Here is a 22,849-nt window from a genome sequence, read left to right on the forward strand (position 1 = left end):
CCGCGCGGCCTCAGTCCCGGCTCTCCAGCAGCGGAGCGGTGTCCAGCGGCGGGTAGGGGTCGGGCAGGGGGAGGAGCCGGCCGAGGTCCACCTCGACCCGTGTCGCGTAGTGGGCCTTGGCCGGGTCCTCCTCCCGCACCGGGTCGGAGAAGGCGTACGCCTTCTTCTCCTGCCGGTGGACGAGCACGTAGACGGGCACGCCGGCCGCGGCGTAGCCGCGGTACTTCGGCCCGGTGTCGGTCTCGTGGTTGGTGGAGGTGATCTCCCCGGCCAGCGCGAGCAGTTCGATGGAGTACCAGCCCCGGTGAGCCCTGCGGTACGCCTCGTCGAGTTCGGTGGGTTCACGGCGCATGACATAGAAGTCCGGGATCACGAGGGTTCTTACGGCTCCACCTCGTGTATCGGCGCAGTAGCCGTTGCCAATGCCCGCGAAGTGCGCTCCAGCAGAGGAGAGCTGGACGGCGATCCGGAAGGCACCCGCGTTGTGCCTGTGGTCGACCGGTGGCGTCAAGACGGGGATTCCTTCGATGTACTCGGCCCGCAGCGGCACATCGGATGCCCCTTCGAGCGCGGCCAACAGATCGATGGGGTCATGCGGCTCGTTCATCGGCTCGTTCATCGGCTCGGTGATGGGATCGGCGGCGATGGCTGTCCTCCCCGTGTCGCTGATGTCAGGCTACGCCGCACCGGGTGCCCCGCGAGCGATTGTTCGCCGACCCGTGCGGTGCTCGGACCGGAACGTGTGACCATCACCCGTACGGGTGTCCTCTTCAGCGGAGCGGGTGGCCAAGAAGCATCGTCGGGGCGCCCGCGGCGCGGGTGAGGAAGACGGTGGCCGAGTGCGGGCCGGACGGCTTCACCTTCCGGCGCAGCTCCTCCGGTTCGACCGCCGAGCCGCGCTTCTTGACCGTCAGCGTCCCGACGCCGCGCTCGCGCAGCAGCGCCTTCAGCCGCTTGACGTTGAAGGGGAGGGTGTCGGTGATCTCGTACGCGGTCGCGTACGGCGTCGGGCGGTGCTCCTCGGAGGTGACGTAGGCGATCGTCGGGTCGATCAGGCGTCCGCCGACCAGCTCGGCCACCTCCGCGACCAGATGCGCGCGGATCACCGCGCCGTCCGGCTCGTACAGATAGCGGCCGACGGGGCCGGAGGGCGGATCCGGCAGGCCGGCGGAGTCCAGGGTGCGGGGGCCGGGCAGCAGGGTGGCGCGCACCCGGGGCGCCCCGCGCGAGGCGGCGCCGAACCACAGCACGGCCTCCTTCACGTCCCCTCCGTCGGAGATCCACTCCGCCGCCGCGCCCTCCGGCACCGCCTCGTGCGGGATGCCGGGGGCCACCTTCAGCGCGGCGAGCGGGGCGCGCCGGGCGGCCTCCACCGCCCAGGACAGCGGCGGCGAGTACGCCTCGGGGTCGAAGATCCGGCCGCGTCCGCCGCGGCGGGCCGGATCGGCGAAGACGGCGTCGAAGCCGGACGCGTCCACCTCCGTCACGTCCGCGCAGCGCACCTCGATCAGGTCGGACAGGCCCAGCGCCCCGGCGTTGGCCCGGGCGACGGCGCAGGCCAGCGGGGAGCGGTCGACGGCCAGGACCTCGATCCCGGCGCGGGCCAGCGCGATGGCGTCGCCGCCGTTGCCGCAGCACAGGTCGGCCAGCCGCCGCACCCCCAGGGCGGCGAAACGGCCGGCGCGGTACGCGGCCACGCTCGCGCGGGTGGCCTGCTCCACGCCGTCGGGGGTGAAGTACATCCGCGCCGCGTCGTCGGCCCCGAACTTCGCCGCCGCCCGCTGCCGCAGCCGGGCCTGGGCGAGGGCCGCCGAGACCAGCCCGGCCGGGTGGTCGCGGCGCAGCCGGGTGGCGACGGCCAGCTCCCGCCCGGGGTCGTAGGACCGCAGCTTCGCCAGCAGGGCCTGTCCCTCGTCGGTCAGCAGACGGTGGAAGACGGAGACGGGGTCGCCGACGGCCGGGTTGGTGCTCATCGGCCCGTCACCGCGGCGCGCGGTACAACGTGGTCAGGTCGATGTCCATGGGGAAGGGCACCGGGAGGACGAGCTTGTCGCGGTGAATCCCGGTGGGGACGTATGCGCCGGTGGTGTCGTCGAGCTCGTAGACGTGCACGACTGGCTTGCGGTCTTCCTTCTCCACTCGCCAGAAGTGGCGGATACCGGCCCGGGCGTACTTCAGCGGTTTGGTCTCGCGGTCCCGCACGGCCGACTCCTCGGAGACGATCTCGACGACGAGGACGACCTCCTCGGGGAGGTACGCGGTGCGTTCGTCATGTGGCGGACCGCTGACGACGAGGATGTCGGGCTCCGGGCGTTGGCGCTTCCCCAGCCGGATCGTCATCTCGAACTCGACCCACAGGCCGTGGGGGGCCGCGAGTTCTATGGCGTTGGACAGTCGCCGCGTCACCTGGCCGTGGAACGAGGTCTGCGGGGACCTCATCACGAGGGCTCCGTCGATCAGCTCGAAGCGCGGGGCGTCCGGTGGGAGCCGGTCCAGGTCGTCGGCGGTCCAGCCGCCGGGCGGCGGATAGAACCAGTCGGGCAGGGGCTCTGCTGTCATCGGCGGTACTCCTTGACGGGCGGGCACCTGTGACGCGGTACGGGGTCAGCGTACCGGCGCACCGGCGCGCAACGCGCCGTGCGCTGGCACTCCGGTTGACTGAGTGCTAACGCCGTCATAGTCTCAGCATTGGCACTCCCCCATGGAGAGTGCCAGCTCAAGCGACGGGCAGATCCGGCACCCGCGACGACGGATCTACCAGGTCGCCACCCCAGACATCCAAACCCCGCCGAGATCTCCGAAGGGGGAGGTCGGATCGTGACGACCGCCACCAGCTCCAAGGTTGCCATCAAGCCGCTCGAGGACCGCATCGTGGTCCAGCCGCTCGACGCCGAGCAGACCACGGCTTCCGGCCTGGTCATCCCGGACACCGCGAAGGAGAAGCCCCAGGAGGGCACCGTCCTCGCCGTCGGTCCGGGCCGTTTCGAGGACGGCAACCGCCTGCCGCTCGACGTGAAGGTCGGCGACATCGTGCTGTACAGCAAGTACGGCGGCACCGAGGTGAAGTACAACAACGAGGAGTACCTCGTCCTCTCGGCGCGCGACGTTCTCGCGATCATCGAGAAGTAAGCACCGCGAAGACTGCCTGTGATCCGCGCCCTGGTACCCGCGTCCGAGACGTCCGGGGCCGGGGCGCGGTTCCTTTGACGAGGACTCCGAGAGGACCCAAGCAACCATGGCGAAGATCCTGAAGTTCGACGAGGACGCCCGTCGCGCCCTCGAGCGCGGTGTCAACAAGCTCGCCGACACCGTGAAGGTGACGATCGGCCCCAAGGGCCGCAACGTCGTCATCGACAAGAAGTTCGGTGCCCCGACCATCACCAACGACGGTGTCACCATCGCCCGCGAGGTCGAGGTCGACGACCCGTACGAGAACCTGGGCGCCCAGCTCGTGAAGGAGGTGGCGACCAAGACCAACGACATCGCGGGTGACGGCACCACCACCGCCACCGTGCTGGCCCAGGCACTGGTCCGCGAGGGCCTGCGCAACGTCGCCGCCGGCGCCTCCCCGGCCGCCCTGAAGAAGGGGATCGACGCCGCGGTCAAGGCCGTCTCCGACGACCTGCACGCCACCGCCCGCCCGATCGACTCCAAGTCCGACATCGCCGCCGTGGCCGCGCTGTCCGCCCAGGACAAGCAGGTCGGCGAGCTGATCGCCGAGGCGATGGACAAGGTCGGCAAGGACGGCGTCATCACCGTCGAGGAGTCCAACACCTTCGGTCTGGAGCTGGACTTCACCGAGGGCATGGCCTTCGACAAGGGCTACCTGTCGCCCTACATGGTCACCGACCAGGAGCGTATGGAGGCCGTCCTCGACGACCCCTACATCCTGATCCACCAGGGCAAGATCTCCTCCATCCAGGACCTGCTGCCCCTGCTGGAGAAGATCATCCAGACCAACAGCTCCAAGCCGCTGCTGATCATCGCCGAGGACGTCGAGGGCGAGGCCCTCTCCACGCTGGTGGTCAACAAGATCCGCGGCACCTTCAACGCGGTGGCCGTCAAGGCCCCGGGCTTCGGCGACCGCCGCAAGGCGATGCTCGGCGACATGGCGACGCTGACCGGCGCCACCGTCATCGCCGAGGAGGTCGGCCTCAAGCTCGACCAGGCCGGTCTGGACGTGCTGGGCACCGCCCGCCGCGTGACCGTCACCAAGGACGACACCACCATCGTCGACGGCGGCGGCAAGGGCGAGGACGTGCAGGGCCGCGTCGCGCAGATCAAGGCCGAGATCGAGACCACCGACTCCGACTGGGACCGCGAGAAGCTCCAGGAGCGTCTCGCGAAGCTGGCCGGCGGCGTGTGCGTGATCCGTGTGGGCGCGGCCACCGAGGTCGAGCTCAAGGAGAAGAAGCACCGTCTGGAGGACGCCATCTCCGCGACCCGCGCCGCGGTCGAGGAGGGCATCGTCTCCGGCGGAGGCTCCGCGCTGGTCCACGCCTCCAAGGTGCTGGAAGACAGCCTGGGCAAGGACGGCGACGAGGCCACCGGTGTCGCGGTCGTCCGCCGCGCCCTGGTCGAGCCGATGCGCTGGATCGCCGAGAACGCCGGCCTGGAGGGCTACGTCATCACCTCCAAGGTCGCCGAGCTGGAGAAGGGCCACGGCTTCAACGCCGCGACCGGCGAGTACGTCGACCTGGTCAAGGCCGGCGTCATCGACCCGGTCAAGGTCACCCGCTCCGCCCTGGAGAACGCCGCCTCCATCGCGTCGCTGCTGCTGACGACCGAGACCCTGGTCGTCGAGAAGCCGGCCGAGGAGGAGCCGGAGGCCGCCGGCCACGGTCACGGCCACGCCCACTGAGGCACGGGCTCCGCGGTACGTCCGCCGCTGTGACGAGGCCCGGTCCCCCGGTGTGCCGGGGGACCGGGCCTCGTCGCGTCCGTGTGCGGGACCGGGCCGGGGCCGCCGTAGGAGCGGGGCGGCCGTAAGAACGGTGGCACGCCCCTCACCTCGGGCTGAAGCGCCCGGTGGTGGAGGAGGCGCGCGAGACCAGGCCGCGCGGCGCCAGCCGGGCCAGACCCAGCAGGGCCTTGTAGCGCGGGTCCGGCACGGACAGCGTCTTCCCCCTGGCCAGGTCCTCCAGGGCCGCGTCCACCACCCGGTCGGCGTTCAGCCACATCCAGCCCGGCACGCTCTGTGCCGACATCCCCGCACGCCGGTGGAACTCGGTGCGCACGAAACCCGGGCACAGCGCCATCAGCCGCACCCCCGACGGTCCCAGGTCCCGCGCCGCGCCCTGGGTGAACTGCACGACCCATGCCTTGGAGGCGCCGTAGGTGCCGCGCGGTACGAAGGCCGCCACCGAGGCCACGTTGACGACGCCGCCGCGGCCCCGCTCGCGCATGCGCTCCGCGGCGGCCGAGGTCAGCCGCAGCACGGCCTCGCAGTGCACCTTGAGCATGCGCAGCTCGTCCGCCATCGGAACCTCCAGATAGCGGCCCCTGTTGCCGAATCCGGCGTTGTTGACCAGCAGGTCCACCGGGTGCTTCCGGTCGCCGAGCCGCTCTTCGACCGCCGCGATGCCCTCGTCGGTGGCCAGGTCGGCGGTGATTATGGACGCCTCGACGCCGTGCCGGTCGTGCAGTTCGGTGGCGTGCCGCCGCAGCCGCTCGGTGTCCCGGGCGACCAGCACCACGTTGTGCCCGTCGCGTGCCAGCCGCCGGGCGAAGGCGGCGCCGATACCGGCCGTGGCCCCTGTGATCAGTGCAGTCGTCATACGGGCACGCTATCCGGCCGGGGCCGGCGGGCCGTGCGCCGGATGCGTCAGGAGGCGTACTTCGCGGTGTACTTCAGCGCCTCCTCCCGTGCGGCGGAGGCCAGCGCGCCGCCGGCGGCCAGGATGCGGGGGAGCAGCGAACGCTCGGTGGTCAGGGCGCGGAAGAGCAGGGAGACGGTCACCCCGTGGCCGGGCCGGTGCAGGACCTCGATCCGGTCCCCGGCGCGGATCTCGCCGGGCTCGGCCACCCGCAGGTACGCCCCGGGCGCGGCGGCCCGGGTGAACGCCTTCATCCACCCCGCCCCCCGCTCCGTCGGCAGGATCCCCATCTCCCCCAGCCGGCCGGCGAAGGTGCGGCAGGGGGTGCGGGCACAGGAGACCTCCAGCACCGCGTCCGGCCCGATCCGCCAGCGCTCGCCGATCAGCGCACCGTTCACGTCGGCGCCGGCGGTGGTGAGGTTCTCGCCGAAGACACCGCCCGGCAGTTCGCGGCCGAGGACCTTCTCCCAGCCGTCCAGGTCCTCCCGGGCGAAGGCGTACACCGCCTGGTCGTCGCCACCGTGGAAGTCCGGGTCGCCGATGAGGTCCCCGGCCAGTCCGCTGCCGCCGCCGGAGCCGGGGGCGGAAACGGCGACCGGGCCGTCGGCCGGGCGTTTGTCGATGCCGGTGAGGCCGCCCGGAGCGCTGGTGTAGCCGACGGACCGGGGGCGGGCGAGGTTCACGGAGAGAAGCCGCATGCCGCGCAGGGTAGAAGGACGCCCGCGGGCGCGCGAAACGGACAGGGGGCCGTGCGCCGGTGACTGCTTATGGTGGGGGAGTGATCGAGGCACGCCATCTCCGTGTGCTGCGCGCGGTGGCCCGTACCGGTTCCCTCTCGGCCGCCGCCCGCGCGCTGGGCTGTACGCAGCCCGCCGTCAGCCAGCAGATGAAGGTCCTGGAACAGGCCGCGGGCACCGCGCTGCTGGTGCGCGCGGGCCGTGAGACGCGCCTGACCGAGGCCGGCGAGGCGCTGGTGCGGCACGCGGCGGGGATCCTGGCCGGTCTGGCCGCCGCCGAGGAGGAGGTGGCCGCCATCGCCGGGCTGCGGGCGGGCCGGGTCCGGCTGGTGTCCTTCCCCAGCGCCAGCTCCGCGATCGTGCCCGCGGCCGTCGCCGCGATGCGGGCGGAGTACCCCGGGGCCCGGGTGTCGCTGACCGAGGCGCAGCCGCCGCGCTCGGTGGAGGCGCTCCGCGAGGGCGAGTGCGACATCGCCCTCGCCTACCGGTACCCGGACGCCGCCGGACCGGTGGAGAGCGACCCGGAGTGGGGGGATCTGGTGGTACGGCCGCTGCTGACCGAGCGGCTGGTGGGACTGGTCCCCGAGGGCCACCGTCTGGCGCGTGCGGCGCGGGCGGGGAAGGACGTCGGGCTGGCGGAACTGGCCGGGGAGTCCTGGATCGCGGGCTGCCCGCTCTGCCGCGGTCATCTGGTGGAGGTGTGCGAGAGGGCGGGCTTCACCCCGCGGATCGATTTCGCCACCGACGACTACCCGGCCCTGGTGGGGCTGGTGGGGGCTGGGCTGGGCGTGGCCGTGCTGCCGGAGCTCGCGGTGGAGTCGGTGCGGCCCCGGGGCGTGCGGACCGTGGGCATCAGCCCCGAGGTGCGGCGCGAGGTGGTGGCGCTGACGCTGCCGGACCTCGCCCGGGTGCCGGCGGTCGCGGCCATGCTGGACCGGCTGTCGGACTCGGCCCGCCGCTGACGCGGAACGGGCCCGGCCCGTCCGGCGCCCGCGCCCGCGCCGGGCGCCGGGGGAGCACTCGGAAGGGCGTGCGGGGGAGCGGCGCGCTACACCCCGGCCACGCCGATCAGCCTGGTGCGGGCCCGGCCCATGAGCTCCTCGCGTTCGTCCTCGGTCAGTCCGCCCCACACCCCGTACGGCTCACGCACGGTGAGCGCGTGGGCGGCGCACTCCGCCCGGACCGGGCAGCGCATGCACACCTCCTTCGCGGACGCCTCGCGTGCGCTGCGGGCCGCTCCGCGCTCCCCCTCGGGGTGGAAGAACAGCGAGCTGTCGACTCCTCGACAGGCGGCCAGCAGCTGCCAGTCCCACAGATCGGCGTTGGGACCCGGAAGGCGGGAGAAATCTGCCATGGCTTGTCCTCTCGAAGCGAACTGATGCTGGTGAACCAGTCGAGAACAGTCACGACCGTACATCCACGGTATGAGTAGATGTAAATATGCATCTTCGAGATTTTCGGGACATACGCGAGTAATAAAAAGAAAACCCGCCAAACAGGGCAAATGACGACACGGCTGCTGATCTGCGCGGGATAGCCCCTCCGTGTCGACGCCATCACGTAGGGTGTTGAAAGCGGGCGCCGGAGACCGTAACTCTTTCGGGTGACCGTCGTTGAGTGTGCGGAGGCGGTTGACACAGACAAGTGCCGGACGGATGTCCGGGGCGGTCAACCGCACAGGTGACGATTCGTACCAGCCCTGGAGGCCTAAGGTGATGCGCATGAGCTGCGGAGGGCGATCATGACTTCCGTCCTCGTCTGCGACGACTCCCCGCTTGCCCGAGAGGCGCTGCGCCGCGCGGTCGCGACCGTGCCCGGCGTGGAACGTGTGACGACGGCGGCCAACGGCGAGGAAGTCCTCCGCCGCTGGGGCGCCGACCGGTCCGACCTCATCCTCATGGACGTCCGGATGCCGGGCCTGGGCGGTGTCGAGACCGTGCGGCGTCTGCTGTCGGCCGACCCCGGCGCCCGCATCATCATGCTGACCGTGGCCGAGGACCTGGACGGCGTCGCGCTCGCCGTCGCCGCCGGCGCCCGCGGCTACCTGCACAAGGACGCCTCGCGCGCCGAACTGCGGGCCACGGTCACCCAGGCGCTGGCCGACCCCACCTGGCGGCTCGCGCCGAGGCGGCTGCGCTCGGCCGAGATGGGCGCCGCGCCGACGCTCACCGCCCGCGAGATCCAGGTGCTGGAGGGCATGAGCCACGGCCGTTCCAACGCCGAGATCGGCCGCGAGCTGTTCCTGTCCGAGGACACGGTGAAGACCCATGCGCGGAGGCTGTTCAAGAAGCTCGGCGCCTCCGACCGGGCGCACGCCGTGGCGCTCGGCTTCCGCTGGGGTCTCGTCCGCTAGGGCGTTCCCGGAAGTCCCGTCCGCGGGGCGGCGTCAGGCACGCCCACCCCCGGCCTCCGGCCGGGGGTGCCCCCACGCCGCGCCGCCGGGCCCTCGGCCCGCCACAGGCGCCGTCGCACGCACCTGACGCCGCCCCGCGCGCCCCGCCGGTCCCGGAGCACCGGGAGGCGAGGCCTTCGGGAGACGGGCCGGTGTCGTAATCTCCGGTGTGCCGCATCCTGGATGTATGGAGTTCCTCGGGGACGTGACGGCCGGGCGTGAGGGGAGGGCGCGGGACGTGACAGCGAGTGCCCCTGCCCATAACGCTTCAGTGCACAACCACGGACGGGGTGCGGCGGAACGGCCGCGCCGGGTGCACCATGGACCGATGCGTGACGACGAGACGCCATCCCCGGCCGACGGCCGCGGTGAGATCGGTGCCCTCGTCCGGCGCGCTGTGGAGGGCGACGAGCGGGCCACCCACGACCTCCTCGCCCGTGTCCACCCCCTCGCCCTGCGGTACTGCAGGACGCGGCTGACCCGGCTGCCCGGAGACGCCCGGCACTTCGTGGACGACCTGGCGCAGGAGGTGTGCCTGGCGGTGCTGTGCGCCCTGCCGCGCTACCGCGACACCGGCAAGCCCTTCGAGGCGTTCGTGGTCGCCATCGCCCAGCACAAGGTCGCCGATCTGCAGCGGGCCGCCATGCGCGGACCGGGCAGCACGGCGGTGCCCTCGGACGAGATGCCCGAACGGCCCGACGACTCGCTCGGCCCGGAGGAGCGGGCCCTGCTGAGCAGCGACGCGGAGTGGGCGAGGAAACTGCTGGCCAACCTTCCCGAGCACCAGCGCGAACTGGTGCTGCTGCGGGTGGCGGTCGGGCTCACCGCCGAGGAGACCGGGCAGATGCTCGGAATGTCCCCGGGGGCCGTGCGCGTTGCCCAGCATCGAGCCCTGTCGCGGCTGCGCGCCCTCGCGGAGCAGTGATCCGGGGCCGATCACAGTCATCCGGCCATCAGGCCGTCCGGCCATCCGGTGAGCGCTCCGGCGGCGATCCCGCCGGGGTCCCGCGGCGGTACGGGGCTCCTCCCGAGCCCGTTAGCATGGACGTCCGCGCCGGGCAAGAGTATTGGGGAAGGTGCCATGGAAGGCGTCATGACGGACAACGTCGGCAGTGACAGCAGTGCCGACGGGGTTCCCGCGAAGTTCGCCGCACTCGGGCTGACCTACGACGACGTGCTGCTGCTGCCGGGCGAGTCGGACATGGCCCCGCAGGACATCGACACCTCCTCGTACGTCTCGCGCAACGTGAAGGTGAACGTCCCGCTGATCTCCGCGGCGATGGACAAGGTCACCGAGGCCCGCATGGCGATCGCCATGGCCCGGCAGGGCGGCGTCGGCGTGCTGCACCGCAACCTCTCGATCGAGGACCAGGCCGACCAGGTCGACCAGGTCAAACGGTCGGAGTCCGGCATGGTCACCGACCCGATCACCATCCGCCCCGACGCCACGCTGCGCGAGGCCGACGAGCTGTGCGGCCGCTTCCGCATCAGCGGCGTGCCGGTCACCGACGCCTCCGGCAAGCTGCTGGGCATCGTCACCAACCGCGACATGGCCTTCGAGACCGACCGCAGCCGCGAGGTCCGCGAGGTCATGACGCCGATGCCGCTGGTCACCGGCAAGGTGGGCATCTCGCGCGCGGACGCCATGGAACTGCTGCGCCGCCACAAGATCGAGAAGCTGCCGCTGGTCGACGGCGAGGGCGTGCTCAAGGGCCTGATCACCGTCAAGGACTTCGTCAAGGCGGAGAAGTACCCGCACGCCGCCAAGGACGCCGAGGGCCGCCTCATCGTCGGCGCGGCGGTCGGTGTGGCCGGCGACGCCTTCGAGCGGGCCCAGGCGCTGATCGAGGCGGGTGCCGACTTCATCGTCGTGGACACCGCGCACGGCCACTCCAGGCTGGTCGGCGAGATGGTCGCCAAGATCAAGTCCAACTCCTCGGTCGACGTGGTCGGCGGCAACGTCGCCACCCGCGACGGGGCCAGGGCGCTGATCGACTCCGGCGCCGACGGCGTCAAGGTCGGCGTCGGGCCGGGCTCGATCTGCACCACCCGCGTCGTCGCCGGCATCGGCGTCCCGCAGGTCACCGCGATCTACGAGGCCGCGCTCGCCGCGCGGGAGAGCGGCGTCCCGGTCATCGGCGACGGTGGGCTGCAGTACAGCGGCGACATCGCCAAGGCCCTGGTCGCCGGCGCCGACACCGTGATGCTCGGCAGCCTGCTGGCGGGCTGCGAGGAGTCGCCGGGCGAGCTGCTGTTCATCAACGGCAAGCAGTTCAAGTCCTACCGCGGCATGGGCTCGCTGGGCGCGATGCAGTCGCGCGGCCAGGCCAAGTCCTACTCCAAGGACCGCTACTTCCAGGAGGCGGTCGCCGCCGACGACAAGCTCGTCCCCGAGGGCGTCGAGGGCCAGGTCCCCTACCGCGGCCCGCTGGGCGCGGTGGTGCACCAGCTCGTCGGCGGCCTGCGCCAGTCGATGTTCTACGTCGGCGGCCGGACGGTCCCGGAGCTGAAGGCGAAGGGCCGCTTCGTGCGCATCACCGCGGCCGGGCTCAAGGAGAGCCACCCGCACGACGTCCAGATGACGACCGAGGCGCCGAACTACTCCCGGCGCTGAGACGGACCGCCGCCGGCTCCCCCGGTGCGCGCCCCCGGTGCCCCGCTCGGGGATACTGGGGGCGTAGACCGTAGGAAGGGCACAGCACGTGACTGAGATCGAGATCGGCCGCGGCAAGCGCGGGAGGCGGGCGTACGCCTTCGACGACATCGCGGTGGTGCCCAGTCGCCGCACGCGGGACCCGAAGGAGGTCTCGATCGCCTGGCAGATCGACGCCTACCGCTTCGAGCTGCCGTTCCTGGCCGCCCCGATGGACTCGGTCGTCTCGCCGCGCACCGCGATCCGCATCGGCGAGCTGGGCGGCCTGGGGGTGCTCAACCTCGAAGGCCTGTGGACGCGTTACGAGGACCCCGAGCCGCTGCTCCACGAGATCGCCGAGATGGACGAGGCAGCGGCGACCCGCCGGCTCCAGGAGATCTACTCCGCCCCCATCCAGGAGGAGCTGATCGGCCGGCGGATCAAGGAGGTGCGCGACTCCGGCGTGGTGACGGCCGCCGCGCTGTCGCCGCAGCGCACCGCGCAGTTCTCCAAGGCGGTCGTGGACGCGGGCGTGGACATCTTCGTCATCCGCGGCACCACCGTCTCCGCCGAGCACGTCTCCTCGGCGGCCGAACCGCTCAACCTCAAGCAGTTCATCTACGAGCTCGACGTCCCCGTCATCGTCGGCGGCTGCGCCACGTACACCGCCGCGCTGCACCTGATGCGCACCGGCGCGGCCGGCGTGCTCGTCGGCTTCGGCGGCGGCGCCGCGCACACCACCCGCAACGTGCTGGGCATCCAGGTGCCGATGGCCACCGCCGTCGCCGACGTGGCGGCGGCCCGCCGCGACTACCTGGACGAGTCCGGAGGCCGGTACGTCCACGTCATCGCCGACGGCGGCGTGGGCTGGTCCGGCGACCTGCCCAAGGCCATCGCCTGCGGCGCGGACGCGGTGATGATGGGCTCCCCGCTGGCCCGCGCCACCGACGCGCCCGGCCACGGGCACCACTGGGGCATGGAGGCCGTCCACGAGGACGTGCCGCGCGGCAGGCGCGTCAACCTCGGCACGGTCGGGACCACCGAGGAGATCCTGCTCGGCCCCTCGCACAGCCCCGAGGGCCACATGAACTTCTTCGGCGCCCTGCGCCGGGCGATGGCCACCACGGGCTACTCGGAGCTCAAGGAGTTCCAGCGCGTGGAGGTCACCGTCTCCCGCTGAGCGCGGGCGCGCGCGTACGGCGGGACCCGCATGGCGGGACTCGTGTGACAGGACTCGCATGACGGAAAAAGGGTCCGGGCCCGGTGGACGCACCACCGGGCCCGGACCCTTTTTCCGTGCGCGCGCCGGGCGCCCGCGTCACAGCCGGTGGGCCGCCCCCGTCGGGCTGGCGCCGCGGGTGTCCAGCAGGAGCTGGGCCTTGGCCGACAGACTCTGCAGGTCGTAGACGCGGTGGTGCTGGAGGAGCAGGGTGAGGTCGGCCGCGGCGGCGGCCTCGTAGAGGGAGTCGGCGCGCGGGACGGGACGGCCGGCCACCCGCCACTGCGGCACATGCGGGTCGTGGTAGCCGATCTGTGCCCCCAGCTCCATCAGCCGCAGGGCGATCTCGGGGGCGGGGGAGCCGGTCCGGTCGGCCAGGTCGGGCTTGTAGGTGACGCCCAGCAGCAGGACGCGGGCGCCGCGGGCCGACTTGCCGTGCTCGTTGAGCAGGGTCGCCGCGCGCTGGGCCACATAGCGCGGCATCCGGGCGTTGGCCTCCTGTGCGACCTCGACCAGGCGCAGCGGGTAGCCAGGGGTGCGCCCCGCGCGGTCCAGGCAGGCGGGGTCGACGGGGACGCCGTGGCCGCCCACGCCCGGGCCCGGCCGGAAGGCCTGGAAGCCGAACGGCTTGGTCTCCGCGCAGCGGATCACGTCCCAAAGGTCCACGCCGAGGTCGTGGCAGAGCACGGCCATCTCGTTGACCAGGGCGATGTTCACATGCCGGAAGTTGGTCTCCAGCACCGCCGTCGTCTCGGCCTCGCGCAGTCCGCGGGCCCGCACCACCTTCTCGACCAGCCGCCCGTAGAAGGCGGCGGCGGCCTCCGTGCAGGCCGGGGTCAGCCCCCCGATCACCCGCGGGGTGTTGGTGTAGCCGTGGGAGCGGTTGCCGGGGTCGAGGCGGGAGGGGGCGCAGGCGAGGTGGAAGTCGTGCCCGGCCCGCAGCCCCGAGGCCTTCTCCAGCAGCGGGGCGACGTACTCCTCGGTGCCGCCGGGGTGGACGGCGGACTCCACCACGACCGTGGTCCTCGGGCGCAGCCGCTCACCGAGCGTGAGCGCCGCCGCCCGTACCGCGCCCAGGTCCGGGGCGCGGCCCTCGCCCTGCGGGGTGGGGGCGCAGATCAGGGCGGTGCGGACCCGGCCCAGCACGGACGGGTCCGAGGTGGCGCGGAAGCCGGCCGAGGCCATCTTGCGCACCTCGGCCGCCGACAGCCCGCCGCCCGCCGGCGGGCGGCCGGCGCCCAGCTCGCGCACGGCGTGCTCGTCGGGGTCGTAGCCGATGGTGCGGATACCGGCGGCCGCGGCGGCCCGGGCCGCGGGAAGACCCAGACGACCCAGACCGAGGACGGCGAGATCTGCGGGCATGAGGCGGCGTCCCTTCCCCCGTCGGCGGAATCGTGGGGCTGGCTGGCTTATGGGGCGATGTCAGGTTAAGCGCATATATGACAGATATGGTGGATTGCGTGCGGAGCGGTGTCCGCCCGGGTCGAAGTCGTGCGATCGGCGGACGAGCGGGTAGGTGCCAGGGCGGGTACGGACAGACATACGGACAGGTGTACGGACGGGCAATCGACCGGGGCATCGGCACATCAGGGAGGCAGTCGTGAGGACAGCGGCACTGGGACCGGCCGAGCGGGCCGAGGCGCTCGCCCGCATGTCGGAGCGCGAACTGGACATACTGGTCGTCGGCGGAGGGGTGGTGGGCGCCGGCACCGTCCTGGACGCGGCGACCCGCGGCCTGTCGACGGGCATCGTCGAGGCGCGCGACTGGGCCTCGGGCACCTCCAGCCGCTCCAGCAAGCTCATCCACGGCGGGCTGCGCTATCTGGAGATGCTGGACTTCGCGCTGGTGCGCGAGGCGCTCAAGGAGCGCGGGCTGCTGCTCCAGCGGATCGCCCCCCACCTGGTCAGGCCCGTCCCCTTCCTCTACCCGCTGCGGCACCGCGGCTGGGAGCGGCTGTACGCGGGCTCCGGCGTCGCGCTGTACGACGTGCTCGCCACGGCCTCCGGGCGCGGCCGCGGCCTGCCCCACCACCGGCACCTGACGCGCCGCCAGGCCCTGCGCGCGGCACCCGCCCTGCGCAAGGACGCGCTGGTGGGCGCCCTGCAGTACTACGACGCGCAGATGGACGACGCCCGCTACGTGGCCGCCCTGGTGCGCACCGCCGCCGCCTACGGCGCCCACGCCGCCAACCGGGCCCGCGTGGTGGGCTTCCTGCGCGAGGGCGAACGCGTGGTCGGCGCCCGGGTGGAGGACCTGGAGCAGGGCGGCGAGTACGAGATCCGGGCCAGGCAGGTCGTCAACGCCACCGGCGTGTGGACCGACGACACCCAGCGGCTGACCGCCGAACGCGGGCAGTTCCACGTCCGCGCCTCCAAGGGCATCCACCTGGTCGTGCCCCGCGACCGCATCCACTCCACCACCGGGCTGATCCTGCGCACCGAGAAGAGCGTGCTGTTCGTCATCCCCTGGGGACGGCACTGGATCGTCGGCACCACCGACACCGAATGGGACCTGGACAAGGCCCACCCGGCTGCCTCCAGCGCCGACATCGACTACCTGCTCGACCGCGTCAACTCGGTGCTGGCCGTACCGCTCACCCGCGACGACGTGGAGGGCGTGTACGCCGGACTGCGCCCCCTGCTCGCCGGGGAGTCGGACGCCACCAGCAAGCTCTCGCGCGAACACACCGTCACCCACCCGGTGCCGGGCCTGGTGGTCGTCGCGGGCGGCAAGTACACGACGTACCGGGTGATGGCCAAGGACGCGGTCGACGAGGCCGTCCACGGGCTCGACCACCGCGTCGCCGAGTGCACCACGGAGGAGGTGCCGCTGGTCGGGGCCGAGGGTTACCACGCGATGTGGAACGCCCGCGCCCGCATCGCCGCCCGCACCGGGCTGCACGTGGCGCGCGTGGAGCATCTGCTGGGCCGGTACGGCTCGCTGACCGACGAGGTGCTGGAACTGGTCGCCGCCGACCCGAGCCTGGGCGAGCCGCTGCCGTGCGCGGACGACTACCTCAGGGCGGAGGTGGTGTACGCCTGCACGCACGAGGGCGCGCGCCACCTGGACGACGTCCTCACCCGCCGCACCCGCATCTCCATCGAGACCTTCGACCGCGGCACGCGCAGCGCGCGGGAGTGCGCCGAGCTGATGGCCCCGGTGCTCGGCTGGGACGCCGGGCAGATCGACCGCGAGGTGGAGCACTACCACAAGCGGGTCGAGGCCGAGCGGGAGTCCCAGCGCCAGCCCGACGACCAGACCGCCGACGCCGCCCGCCTGGGCGCGCCGGACATCGTGCCGCTCCAGCCGCTGTGACGGACCGGCCGCCGGTGACGGACCGTCACCGGCGGCCGCCGCGCGGGCGGTGGGCGGGCACGCCCGGCGCGTCCGCGGATGCCGGGGCGTCAGCCCGGGCCCCGCGCACCGCCGTTCCGGTTGTGTGTCCCCGGCCGCGTGCACCGCGGTCCGCCCCGTGGGGGAGAATGGGGCCACTGCTGGGGCGGGCTGAGTGTGAGGGGACGCATGAGCGACGTGGACGGCCGCGGCAAGAAGGCCGGACGGCTGCTGGGCGGGCGCTACCGGCTGGGCGACGTCCTGGGCCGCGGTGGGATGGGCACCGTGTGGCGGGCCGAGGACGAGGTCCTGGGCCGTACCGTCGCGGTGAAGGAACTGCGCTTCCCCTCCAGCATCGACGAGGAGGAGAAGCGCCGGCTGATCACCCGCACGCTGCGTGAGGCCAAGGCCATCGCGCGCATCCGCAGCAGCAGCGCCGTCACCGTCTACGACGTGGTCGACGAGGACGACCGCCCCTGGATCGTCATGGAGCTGATCGACGGCCGCTCCCTGGCCGACGTGCTGCGCGAGGACGGCCCGCTGGAGCCGCGACGGGCGGCCGAGGTGGGCCTGGCGATCCTCGACGTGCTGCGCGCCGCGCACCGCGAGGGCATCCTGCACCGCGACGTGAAGCCCTCCAACGTCCTGATCGCGGACGAGGACGGCCGGGTCGTCCTCACCGACTTCGGCATCGCCCAGATCGAGGGCGACCCCTCCCTCACCTCCACCGGCATGCTGGTCGGCGCGCCCTCCTACATAGCGCCGGAGCGGGCGCGCGGTCAGCGCCCCGGCCCGCCGTCCGACCTGTGGTCGCTGGGCGGGCTGCTGTACGCGGCGGTGGAGGGCCACCCGCCGTACGACAAGGGGTCGGCGATCGCCACCCTGACCGCGGTGATGACCGAGCCGCTGGAGCCCCCCGAGCGCGCCGGTGCCCTGGAGGCGGTCATCCACGGCCTGCTGGACAAGGACCCGGACAAGCGGCTGGATGAGCCGGGCGCGCGGGCGCTGCTGGAGCGCGCGGCCCGCGGGCCGGGGGCCGGGGGAGAGAAGAAGAAGGAGGAGCCGGAGGGCACCCGTACGACCGTGCTCCCGGTGGCCGGGGCGGGCGCCGGTGCGTCCGGTGCGTCCGGTGCGTCCGGTGCTTCGGGCTCGAACGGCACGGGCGGGGAGCGGCTGCGCGAGGCGCTGCGGTCCGTACGCGCGGCCGCGGCGACAGCCCCGGCCGGGCGCGGCGAGGAGCCCAGGGCCGGGGAGGAGAAGGCCGAAGGGACCGGGGAGAAGACCGGCGGCAAGGCCGCCGCGGGCGCCCCCGGGGCGGCCGGCGGGAGCGCGGCCACCACCGCCGTCCCGGCCGGTTTGGCCCGCGCGGCCCGTATGGCGCGTCAGCCCGCCGGGCTCGCGGTGGTCGCCGTCGTGGTGCTGGCCCTGCTCGGCACCGTCCTGGCCGTCGCGTTCGCGGGTGACGACGAGCCCGGCGGACGGGCCGGATCCGGCACGTCCGCGGACCCGACCGCCGGGCAGGACTCCGGTGGGGACGGGCAGGACGGCAAGGACGGCGGGCCGGGCGCTTCCCCCTCCGAGCCGTCCACCGAGCCCTCCTCCGAGCCGTCCGCCGACGAGGACGGCGGGAAGGACGACGGGGAGAAGCGGGAAGGCGGCGAGGACGGCGGCAAGGGCGGACAGGGCGGCGAGGGGCTGCCCGAGGGCTACGAGAAGGTCACCGACGACCGCTTCCACTTCTCGATGGCCATGCCCGAGGGTTACGAGCGCGCCGGGATAGCGGGAAGGAACTCCGGCGGCAAGTACGCCCCGCGCGGCGGCGGTTACCCCAAGATCCAGGTCGACTTCAACGGCAGCCCCGGGGACAGCGCGGCGGGCGCCTGGCGCTCCCTGGAGCCCGCCGTGCGCGGCAGCAGCACCGGCTACTCCCTGGTGGACATCGAGCCCGTGAAGTGGCGGGACTACCCGACCGTCGCGGACTGGACGTTCGAACGCGTGGAGAGCGGGAAGCGGGTGCGCGTCCTCAACCGCGGCTTCCGGGTCGACGACACCCACGGCTACGCCATCATGATCACCTGTGAGGCGGAGAAGTGGGACGGCGAGGAGTGCCGCACGGTGCGCGAGACCGCGTTCCGGACGTTCCGCCCCCGGGACTGAGACGGACAACCGGCCGACGGGCGACGCGAGGCCGCCCGGGCACGTATCGTGATAGTACGCAGACCCTGTGCGTCCTCGATCCGGCCCGCGGGAACGGATCCTGACGGGCCGTAGGGCATCAGTCCGTGTGGGGAGGGCGCCGTGGACGAGTACTCGGGTCGGCTGCTGGCCGGGCGGTACCGCTTGCCGCGTCCGCCGTCGGACGAGTACGAGCTGGTGGAGTCCCGCGCGTACGACACGGCCAGCGGGCAGGAGGTGCTGGTCCGCCAGGTGCCGCTGCCGGAGGTCGTCGAGGCCGAGTTCGTCGGCGGGGGCGGCTACGGGCACGACCGCGCCGGCCGCGCCACGCGGCGCCCGGCCGATCCCGCCGTGCGGCGCGCGGTGGAGGCGGCGCTGGCCGCCTCCCGGATACCCGACCACCCGCGGCTCGATCAGGTCTTCGACGTCTTCGTCGAGGGCGACGGCCTGTGGATCGTCAGCGAACTGGTCGCGGCCCGGCCGCTGGCCGCCCTGCTGGCCGAGCGCCCGCTGAGCCCCCACCGGGCGGCGGAGCTGGCGGCCGACCTGCTCACGGCCCTGCGCGCGGTCCACGCGCACGGCTGGGTCCACCGCAACATCACCCCCCGCACCGTCCTCGTCTGCGACGACGGCCGGGCCGTGCTCACCGGGCTGGCCGCCGGCGCGGCGGAGGAGGCCCTGTGCGGGTACGACCCCCTCCCGGCGCCGCCGAGCGTGCTGCCGCGCGGCCATGTGGACGGCCCCGCGGACGGTTCGGCGGACGAGGTGCCCGGGGCCGGCGTCCCCGGCCTGCCGCCCGGCTACCGGGGGGCGGGCCAGGGCCCTGCGACGGGCGGTGTGCCCCGCCAGCTGGCCGGCCCCGGCGCCGACGAGGGCCCTGAGGCGGGGGAGCACGCGGCACACGGCCACCACACCCCCCACGGCGGCGGGCGTCCGGAGCCCGGCGGCCCGGCCGCCGAGCGCGCCGCGCGCAGCGGCGCCATCGCCGCGTACCGGGCCGGTACGCGCGCCGCCGCGGCCCGGGCCGAGGTCGAGGCGCGCAGGGGCGAGGCCGGCGGACAGGCCGGGGACCTGCGCCCGGTGCCCCCCGGCGGCTCGGCCCCGTACGGTGAGGCGTACGGCGACGGGGCGTTCGGCGGTGAGGCGTACGGCGACGGGGCGTTCGGCGAGGAGCCGCACGGCGAGCGGACGCCGCCCGCGCCGGGCTGGGGCGAGGAGGGCGGCGACCGCTACCGCGGCCCCACCACCGCGCTCGCCGCCGAACGCGCCCGCCAGACCAGGATGGCGATCGTCGGCGCCGTCACCGAGCGCTGGGCCCCCGAGCAGGCCGGGCCCGTCTACGAGAACTGGCGGCTGGCCCCGCCGGTCGGCCCGGCGGCCGATCTGTGGGGCCTGGGCGCGCTGCTGTTCCGGGCCGTCCAGGGGCACGCCCCCTACCCCGAGGAGTCGGCGGCCGAGCTGGTGCAGATGGTGTGCGCCGAGCCGCCCGCGTTCGCCGAGGAGTGCGGTGCGCTGCGGCCCGTCGTGGAGTCGCTGCTGCGCCAGGACCCGACCGAGCGGCCCGACTTCGAGGAACTGGGCGGCTGGCTGCGCTCCCTGATCCGCTCCGCGCCCGAGCCCGAGGTCGGGCTGCACACGGTCACCGCGCCGCTCCCGCTGGAGGCGGGCCGGCCCGCCGACCCCAGGCGGCTGCCGATCATAAGGCGGCGGGGCGAGCTGGTGCGCAGGAAGCGGGCGGAGCGGTCCCCGGTGGCCACCCACGCCCGGCACCGGCGCGCCCGGAAGCAGAGGTCGCCGCGCCGGCTGGGCATGCTCCTGGTCGGGCTGATCCTCCTGCTGCTGACCGGGACGCTGGTGTACGCGGCCGTGTACATGCCCGGCGGCGCAGGCCCCTCCGGGAACAGCGCCGACCGGCGGCCCGGCAGCGTGGGCGCGCAGCCGGAGCAGCCGGGGGAGCACGGGGAGCCCGGCGAGGAAGCCCCGCCGCCGGAGGACGAGGACGGAGGCCCGGACGGGCCCGAGGGCTCGAAGGAGCCCGGCACCGAGCGGCCGCAGGCCGGCGATCCGGTGGAGGGGCTCGACGGCTACAAGCTGCACAAGGACGCGTCCGGCTTCCGGATCGCGCTCCCCGAGGAGGCCCGGCGGACGGGGCCGGACGGCCGGGGGCGGACGGTCTTCACACACGGGGGCCTGGAGATCGTCGTGGTGTCCGGACGGGACACCACCGAGGAGTACGGCTCGGACGCGATGGCGTACCTCACCGACGACCAGCGGGAGCTGGACGCGTACCGCGCCGCGGACTGGGCGACCAGCTCCGGGATGCGGCGGATACAGGTGGGCCGGACGGTGATGGCCGAGGGCCGGTTCAGCTGGCGCGAGGGCGCGGACAGCACCTACATGTGCGACCGGGCGGTCATCCTGGACGGCCGCTACCACTCGGTGCTGGTCAGGGGGCCGGAGAGCCGGAGGGACGACATCGACCGCGTCTTCGACACGATCGCCGACACCTACCGCGCCACCGGCTGAGCCGCGCCCGGCCGCGCTCCGGCCCCGGCGTCCAGGACCGTTTCCCGGCCGTTTCCCGGGCCGTTCTCCGCTCCTCCGCCCACATGCGCGCGGTCTGCGCCAGTGATCACTGGCGGATTCCGTGAAAAGTGGTTACCGCCGGGTACACAGAAGGTTTCCCACGCCGTACCCTCCCCGGTATGACGGATTCGCCAGGTACCGCCGCCACCGGGGCGGCGCAGACGACGGGCACCGCCCCCGACGCCCCCGCGGTCGCCGCGGCCCCCGCCGCGCCGGCCGCGCCCACGACGGCCGGCAACCCGGTCGCCACCGCTCCCGCCGCCGCCCGTACCGCCGCCGAGGTGGTGACCGGCGAGCTGGTCGCCCGGCTGACCCGAGGTCTGACGGGCAGCGGCCGCACCGCCTGCCACACCCCCTTCACCGGTGAGAAGCTGGCCGACCTGCCCGAATCCACCCCCGCCGAGGTCGCCGAGGCCTACGCCCGGGCCCGCGAGGCGCAGCGGGCGTGGGCGGCGCGGCCGGTACGCGAGCGCGCCGCCGTCCTGCTGCGCTTCCACGACCTGCTGCTGGCCCGCCAGCCGGAGGTGCTGGACCTGGTCCAGCTGGAGACCGGCAAGACGCGGCTGCACGCCCACGAGGAGGTGCAGGCGGTCGCCGTCGCCGCCCGCCACTACGGCCGCAAGGCCCCGGCGTACCTGCGCCCCCGCAACCACACCGGCGCCATCCCGGTGCTCACCCGGGTACGGGAGCTGCGCCACCCCAAGGGCGTGGTCGGGCAGATCGCCCCGTGGAACTACCCGCTGGAGCTGTCGGTCGGCGACGCCCTGCCCGCCTTCGCCGCCGGCAACGCCGTCGTCATGAAGCCCGACACCGAGACCGCGCTGACCGCCCTGTGGGCGCGCGACCTGCTGATCGAGGCCGGACTGCCCGCCGACGTCTGGCAGATCGTGATCGGCGAGGGGCCGGTCGTCGGCCCGGCCGTCGTCGACCACGCCGACTACGTCTCCTTCACCGGCTCCACCCGTACCGGCCGCGAGGTCGCCCAGCGGGCCGCGTTCCGCCTGGTGGGGACCTCGCTGGAGCTGGGCGGCAAGAACGCCATGCTGGTGCTGGAGGACGCCGACCTCGACCACGCGGCCGAGGGCGCGGTGCGAGCGGCCTTCTCCTCGGCCGGGCAGCTGTGCATCTCCATCGAGCGGCTCTACGTGCACGCCTCGGTCGCCGACGCCTTCCTGGAGCGGTTCACCGCACGCACCAGGGCGCTGCGCCTGGGCTCGGCGCTCGCCTACGGCGCCGACATGGGATCGCTCGTCTCGCGACGGCAGCTGGAGAACGTGGTGCGGCACGTGGACGACGCCATCGCCAAGGGCGCCAAGGTCCTGGTCGGCGGCAGAGCACGCCCCGACGTCGGCCCGCTGTTCTACGAGCCGACCGTCCTGGAGGGCGTCACCGCGCCCATGGCCGTCTGCGGCGAGGAGACCTTCGGCCCCGTCGTCTCCGTCTACCGCTTCACCGACGAGGACGAGGCGGTCGCGCTGGCCAACGCCACCCCCTACGGCCTCAACTCCAGCGTCTGGACCAAGAACACCCGCCGGGGCCGCGAGATCGCCGCCCGGCTGCGCACCGGCACGGTGAACGTCAACGAGGGCTACGCCGCCGCCTACGGCAGCGTCCAGTCGCCGATGGGCGGCATGGGCGATTCCGGGGTGGGCCGCCGGCACGGCTCGGAGGGCATCCTCAAGTACACCGAGGCGCAGACCGTCGCCACCCAGCGGCTGCTGCCCATGGCCCCGTCGCTCGGCATGGACGACGAGAAGTACGCGGCCTTCATGAGCGCCTCCCTGCGGGTGATGAAGGCGTTCCGCCTCCGCTGACGCGCCTTCCCGCCGCCCCGTCCACGTCCCCGCCCCCTCTTCTCTTCCGCCTCCTTCCCCGGAACCGATACGCACCACCGGAGGTACCCGTGTCCCGACCGCAGGACGAAGCAGCGCAGCAGCCGTCCGGCCCGCCGCGGCCCT

General features: G+C 73.6%; 18 protein-coding genes. 11 read left to right on the forward strand and 7 right to left on the reverse strand.

Annotated features, from left to right (window positions below):
* Nucleotides 1–10 precede the first annotated feature (10 nt).
* The 3 genes from ACW69E_RS09910 to ACW69E_RS09920 all read right to left on the reverse strand — a co-directional run bounded on the left by ACW69E_RS09910 (nucleotide 11) and on the right by ACW69E_RS09920 (nucleotide 2,559).
* Nucleotides 11–607 carry a Uma2 family endonuclease gene (locus ACW69E_RS09910; RefSeq protein ID WP_457497775.1) on the reverse strand — a complete coding sequence of 199 codons (597 nt, stop codon included), beginning with the start codon at nucleotides 605–607 and terminating at the stop codon, nucleotides 11–13.
* A 163-nt stretch (nucleotides 608–770) separates the two neighbouring features.
* Nucleotides 771–1,973 carry a class I SAM-dependent methyltransferase gene (locus ACW69E_RS09915; protein WP_457497776.1) on the reverse strand — a complete coding sequence of 401 codons (1,203 nt, stop codon included), beginning with the start codon at nucleotides 1,971–1,973 and terminating at the stop codon, nucleotides 771–773.
* Between the two features lie 7 nt (nucleotides 1,974–1,980).
* Nucleotides 1,981–2,559, reverse strand: coding sequence for a Uma2 family endonuclease (locus ACW69E_RS09920; protein WP_457497777.1), 579 nt, complete (start codon nucleotides 2,557–2,559; stop codon nucleotides 1,981–1,983).
* Nucleotides 2,560–2,817: 258 nt separating this feature from the next.
* On the opposite strand from ACW69E_RS09920, the gene groES reads away from it, so the two are divergent.
* Both groES and groL read left to right on the forward strand, forming a co-directional pair.
* Nucleotides 2,818–3,129, forward strand: a complete 312-nt coding sequence (gene groES / locus ACW69E_RS09925) for a co-chaperone GroES (RefSeq protein WP_093660681.1) — start codon at nucleotides 2,818–2,820, stop codon at nucleotides 3,127–3,129.
* A 106-nt stretch (nucleotides 3,130–3,235) separates the two neighbouring features.
* A complete protein-coding gene (gene groL / locus ACW69E_RS09930) occupies nucleotides 3,236–4,861 on the forward strand; it encodes a chaperonin GroEL (RefSeq protein ID WP_457497778.1) in 1,626 nt (541 codons plus the stop codon).
* Nucleotides 4,862–5,006: 145 nt separating this feature from the next.
* On the opposite strand, the gene ACW69E_RS09935 is transcribed toward groL, so the two are convergent.
* Nucleotides 5,007–5,777, reverse strand: coding sequence for an SDR family NAD(P)-dependent oxidoreductase (locus ACW69E_RS09935; RefSeq protein ID WP_457497779.1), 771 nt, complete (start codon nucleotides 5,775–5,777; stop codon nucleotides 5,007–5,009).
* A 47-nt stretch (nucleotides 5,778–5,824) separates the two neighbouring features.
* The gene (locus ACW69E_RS09940; RefSeq protein WP_457497780.1) at nucleotides 5,825–6,514 is read right to left on the reverse strand and encodes an MOSC domain-containing protein; all 690 of its coding nucleotides are present in this window, start codon (nucleotides 6,512–6,514) and stop codon (nucleotides 5,825–5,827) included.
* An 80-nt stretch (nucleotides 6,515–6,594) separates the two neighbouring features.
* Between ACW69E_RS09940 and ACW69E_RS09945 the strand changes: the two genes are divergently transcribed.
* Complete coding sequence (locus ACW69E_RS09945; RefSeq protein WP_457497781.1) at nucleotides 6,595–7,515, forward strand: LysR family transcriptional regulator; 921 nt, start codon at nucleotides 6,595–6,597, stop codon at nucleotides 7,513–7,515.
* Nucleotides 7,516–7,601: 86 nt separating this feature from the next.
* Here ACW69E_RS09945 and ACW69E_RS09950 read toward each other — a convergent pair whose 3' ends face one another.
* Complete coding sequence (locus tag ACW69E_RS09950; protein ID WP_457497782.1) at nucleotides 7,602–7,907, reverse strand: WhiB family transcriptional regulator; 306 nt, start codon at nucleotides 7,905–7,907, stop codon at nucleotides 7,602–7,604.
* 387 nt (nucleotides 7,908–8,294) lie between these two features.
* Here ACW69E_RS09950 and ACW69E_RS09955 point away from each other — a divergent pair, with 387 nt between their 5' ends.
* The 4 genes from ACW69E_RS09955 to ACW69E_RS09970 all read left to right on the forward strand — a co-directional run bounded on the left by ACW69E_RS09955 (nucleotide 8,295) and on the right by ACW69E_RS09970 (nucleotide 12,757).
* Nucleotides 8,295–8,906, forward strand: coding sequence for a response regulator transcription factor (locus tag ACW69E_RS09955; RefSeq protein ID WP_003948568.1), 612 nt, complete (start codon nucleotides 8,295–8,297; stop codon nucleotides 8,904–8,906).
* 367 nt (nucleotides 8,907–9,273) lie between these two features.
* Nucleotides 9,274–9,870 carry a sigma-70 family RNA polymerase sigma factor gene (locus ACW69E_RS09960; protein ID WP_277347750.1) on the forward strand — a complete coding sequence of 199 codons (597 nt, stop codon included), beginning with the start codon at nucleotides 9,274–9,276 and terminating at the stop codon, nucleotides 9,868–9,870.
* 168 nt (nucleotides 9,871–10,038) lie between these two features.
* Nucleotides 10,039–11,559 (forward strand): IMP dehydrogenase, encoded by a 1,521-nt coding sequence (guaB, locus tag ACW69E_RS09965; RefSeq protein ID WP_457497783.1) that lies wholly within the window; start codon nucleotides 10,039–10,041, stop codon nucleotides 11,557–11,559.
* An 88-nt stretch (nucleotides 11,560–11,647) separates the two neighbouring features.
* Nucleotides 11,648–12,757: a GuaB3 family IMP dehydrogenase-related protein gene (locus tag ACW69E_RS09970; RefSeq protein WP_457497784.1), complete on the forward strand. Its 1,110-nt coding sequence runs from the start codon at nucleotides 11,648–11,650 to the stop codon at nucleotides 12,755–12,757.
* Between the two features lie 138 nt (nucleotides 12,758–12,895).
* On the opposite strand, the gene ACW69E_RS09975 is transcribed toward ACW69E_RS09970, so the two are convergent.
* The gene (locus ACW69E_RS09975) at nucleotides 12,896–14,158 is read right to left on the reverse strand and encodes a nucleotide sugar dehydrogenase (RefSeq protein WP_457497785.1); all 1,263 of its coding nucleotides are present in this window, start codon (nucleotides 14,156–14,158) and stop codon (nucleotides 12,896–12,898) included.
* Nucleotides 14,159–14,396: 238 nt separating this feature from the next.
* Between ACW69E_RS09975 and ACW69E_RS09980 the strand changes: the two genes are divergently transcribed.
* The 4 genes from ACW69E_RS09980 to ACW69E_RS09995 all read left to right on the forward strand — a co-directional run bounded on the left by ACW69E_RS09980 (nucleotide 14,397) and on the right by ACW69E_RS09995 (nucleotide 22,705).
* Nucleotides 14,397–16,112 (forward strand): glycerol-3-phosphate dehydrogenase/oxidase, encoded by a 1,716-nt coding sequence (locus ACW69E_RS09980; protein ID WP_457497786.1) that lies wholly within the window; start codon nucleotides 14,397–14,399, stop codon nucleotides 16,110–16,112.
* 207 nt (nucleotides 16,113–16,319) lie between these two features.
* The gene (locus tag ACW69E_RS09985) at nucleotides 16,320–18,287 is read left to right on the forward strand and encodes a serine/threonine-protein kinase (RefSeq protein ID WP_457497787.1); all 1,968 of its coding nucleotides are present in this window, start codon (nucleotides 16,320–16,322) and stop codon (nucleotides 18,285–18,287) included.
* Nucleotides 18,288–18,428: 141 nt separating this feature from the next.
* The gene (locus ACW69E_RS09990) at nucleotides 18,429–20,831 is read left to right on the forward strand and encodes a serine/threonine protein kinase (protein WP_457497788.1); all 2,403 of its coding nucleotides are present in this window, start codon (nucleotides 18,429–18,431) and stop codon (nucleotides 20,829–20,831) included.
* 179 nt (nucleotides 20,832–21,010) lie between these two features.
* Complete coding sequence (locus ACW69E_RS09995; protein ID WP_457497789.1) at nucleotides 21,011–22,705, forward strand: succinic semialdehyde dehydrogenase; 1,695 nt, start codon at nucleotides 21,011–21,013, stop codon at nucleotides 22,703–22,705.
* Nucleotides 22,706–22,849 lie beyond the last annotated feature (144 nt).

Source organism: Streptomyces sp. SS8 (assembly GCF_054072955.1).

Excerpts from the sequence above, each read along its gene's own strand:
- groL (WP_457497778.1), top strand. The coding sequence starts at position 3,236 with ATGGCGAAGATCCTGAAGTTCGACGAGGACGCCCGTCGCGCCCTCGAG.
- ACW69E_RS09940 (WP_457497780.1), bottom strand. The coding sequence starts at position 6,514 with ATGCGGCTTCTCTCCGTGAACCTCGCCCGCCCCCGGTCCGTCGGCTAC.
- ACW69E_RS09995 (WP_457497789.1), top strand. The coding sequence starts at position 21,011 with ATGACGGATTCGCCAGGTACCGCCGCCACCGGGGCGGCGCAGACGACG.
- ACW69E_RS09985 (WP_457497787.1), top strand. The coding sequence starts at position 16,320 with ATGAGCGACGTGGACGGCCGCGGCAAGAAGGCCGGACGGCTGCTGGGC.
- guaB (WP_457497783.1), top strand. The coding sequence starts at position 10,039 with ATGACGGACAACGTCGGCAGTGACAGCAGTGCCGACGGGGTTCCCGCG.
- ACW69E_RS09955 (WP_003948568.1), top strand. The coding sequence starts at position 8,295 with ATGACTTCCGTCCTCGTCTGCGACGACTCCCCGCTTGCCCGAGAGGCG.
- ACW69E_RS09910 (WP_457497775.1), bottom strand. The coding sequence starts at position 607 with ATGAACGAGCCGCATGACCCCATCGATCTGTTGGCCGCGCTCGAAGGG.
- ACW69E_RS09920 (WP_457497777.1), bottom strand. The coding sequence starts at position 2,559 with ATGACAGCAGAGCCCCTGCCCGACTGGTTCTATCCGCCGCCCGGCGGC.
- ACW69E_RS09935 (WP_457497779.1), bottom strand. The coding sequence starts at position 5,777 with ATGACGACTGCACTGATCACAGGGGCCACGGCCGGTATCGGCGCCGCC.
- ACW69E_RS09960 (WP_277347750.1), top strand. The coding sequence starts at position 9,274 with ATGCGTGACGACGAGACGCCATCCCCGGCCGACGGCCGCGGTGAGATC.
- ACW69E_RS09915 (WP_457497776.1), bottom strand. The coding sequence starts at position 1,973 with ATGAGCACCAACCCGGCCGTCGGCGACCCCGTCTCCGTCTTCCACCGT.
- ACW69E_RS09950 (WP_457497782.1), bottom strand. The coding sequence starts at position 7,907 with ATGGCAGATTTCTCCCGCCTTCCGGGTCCCAACGCCGATCTGTGGGAC.
- ACW69E_RS09975 (WP_457497785.1), bottom strand. The coding sequence starts at position 14,158 with ATGCCCGCAGATCTCGCCGTCCTCGGTCTGGGTCGTCTGGGTCTTCCC.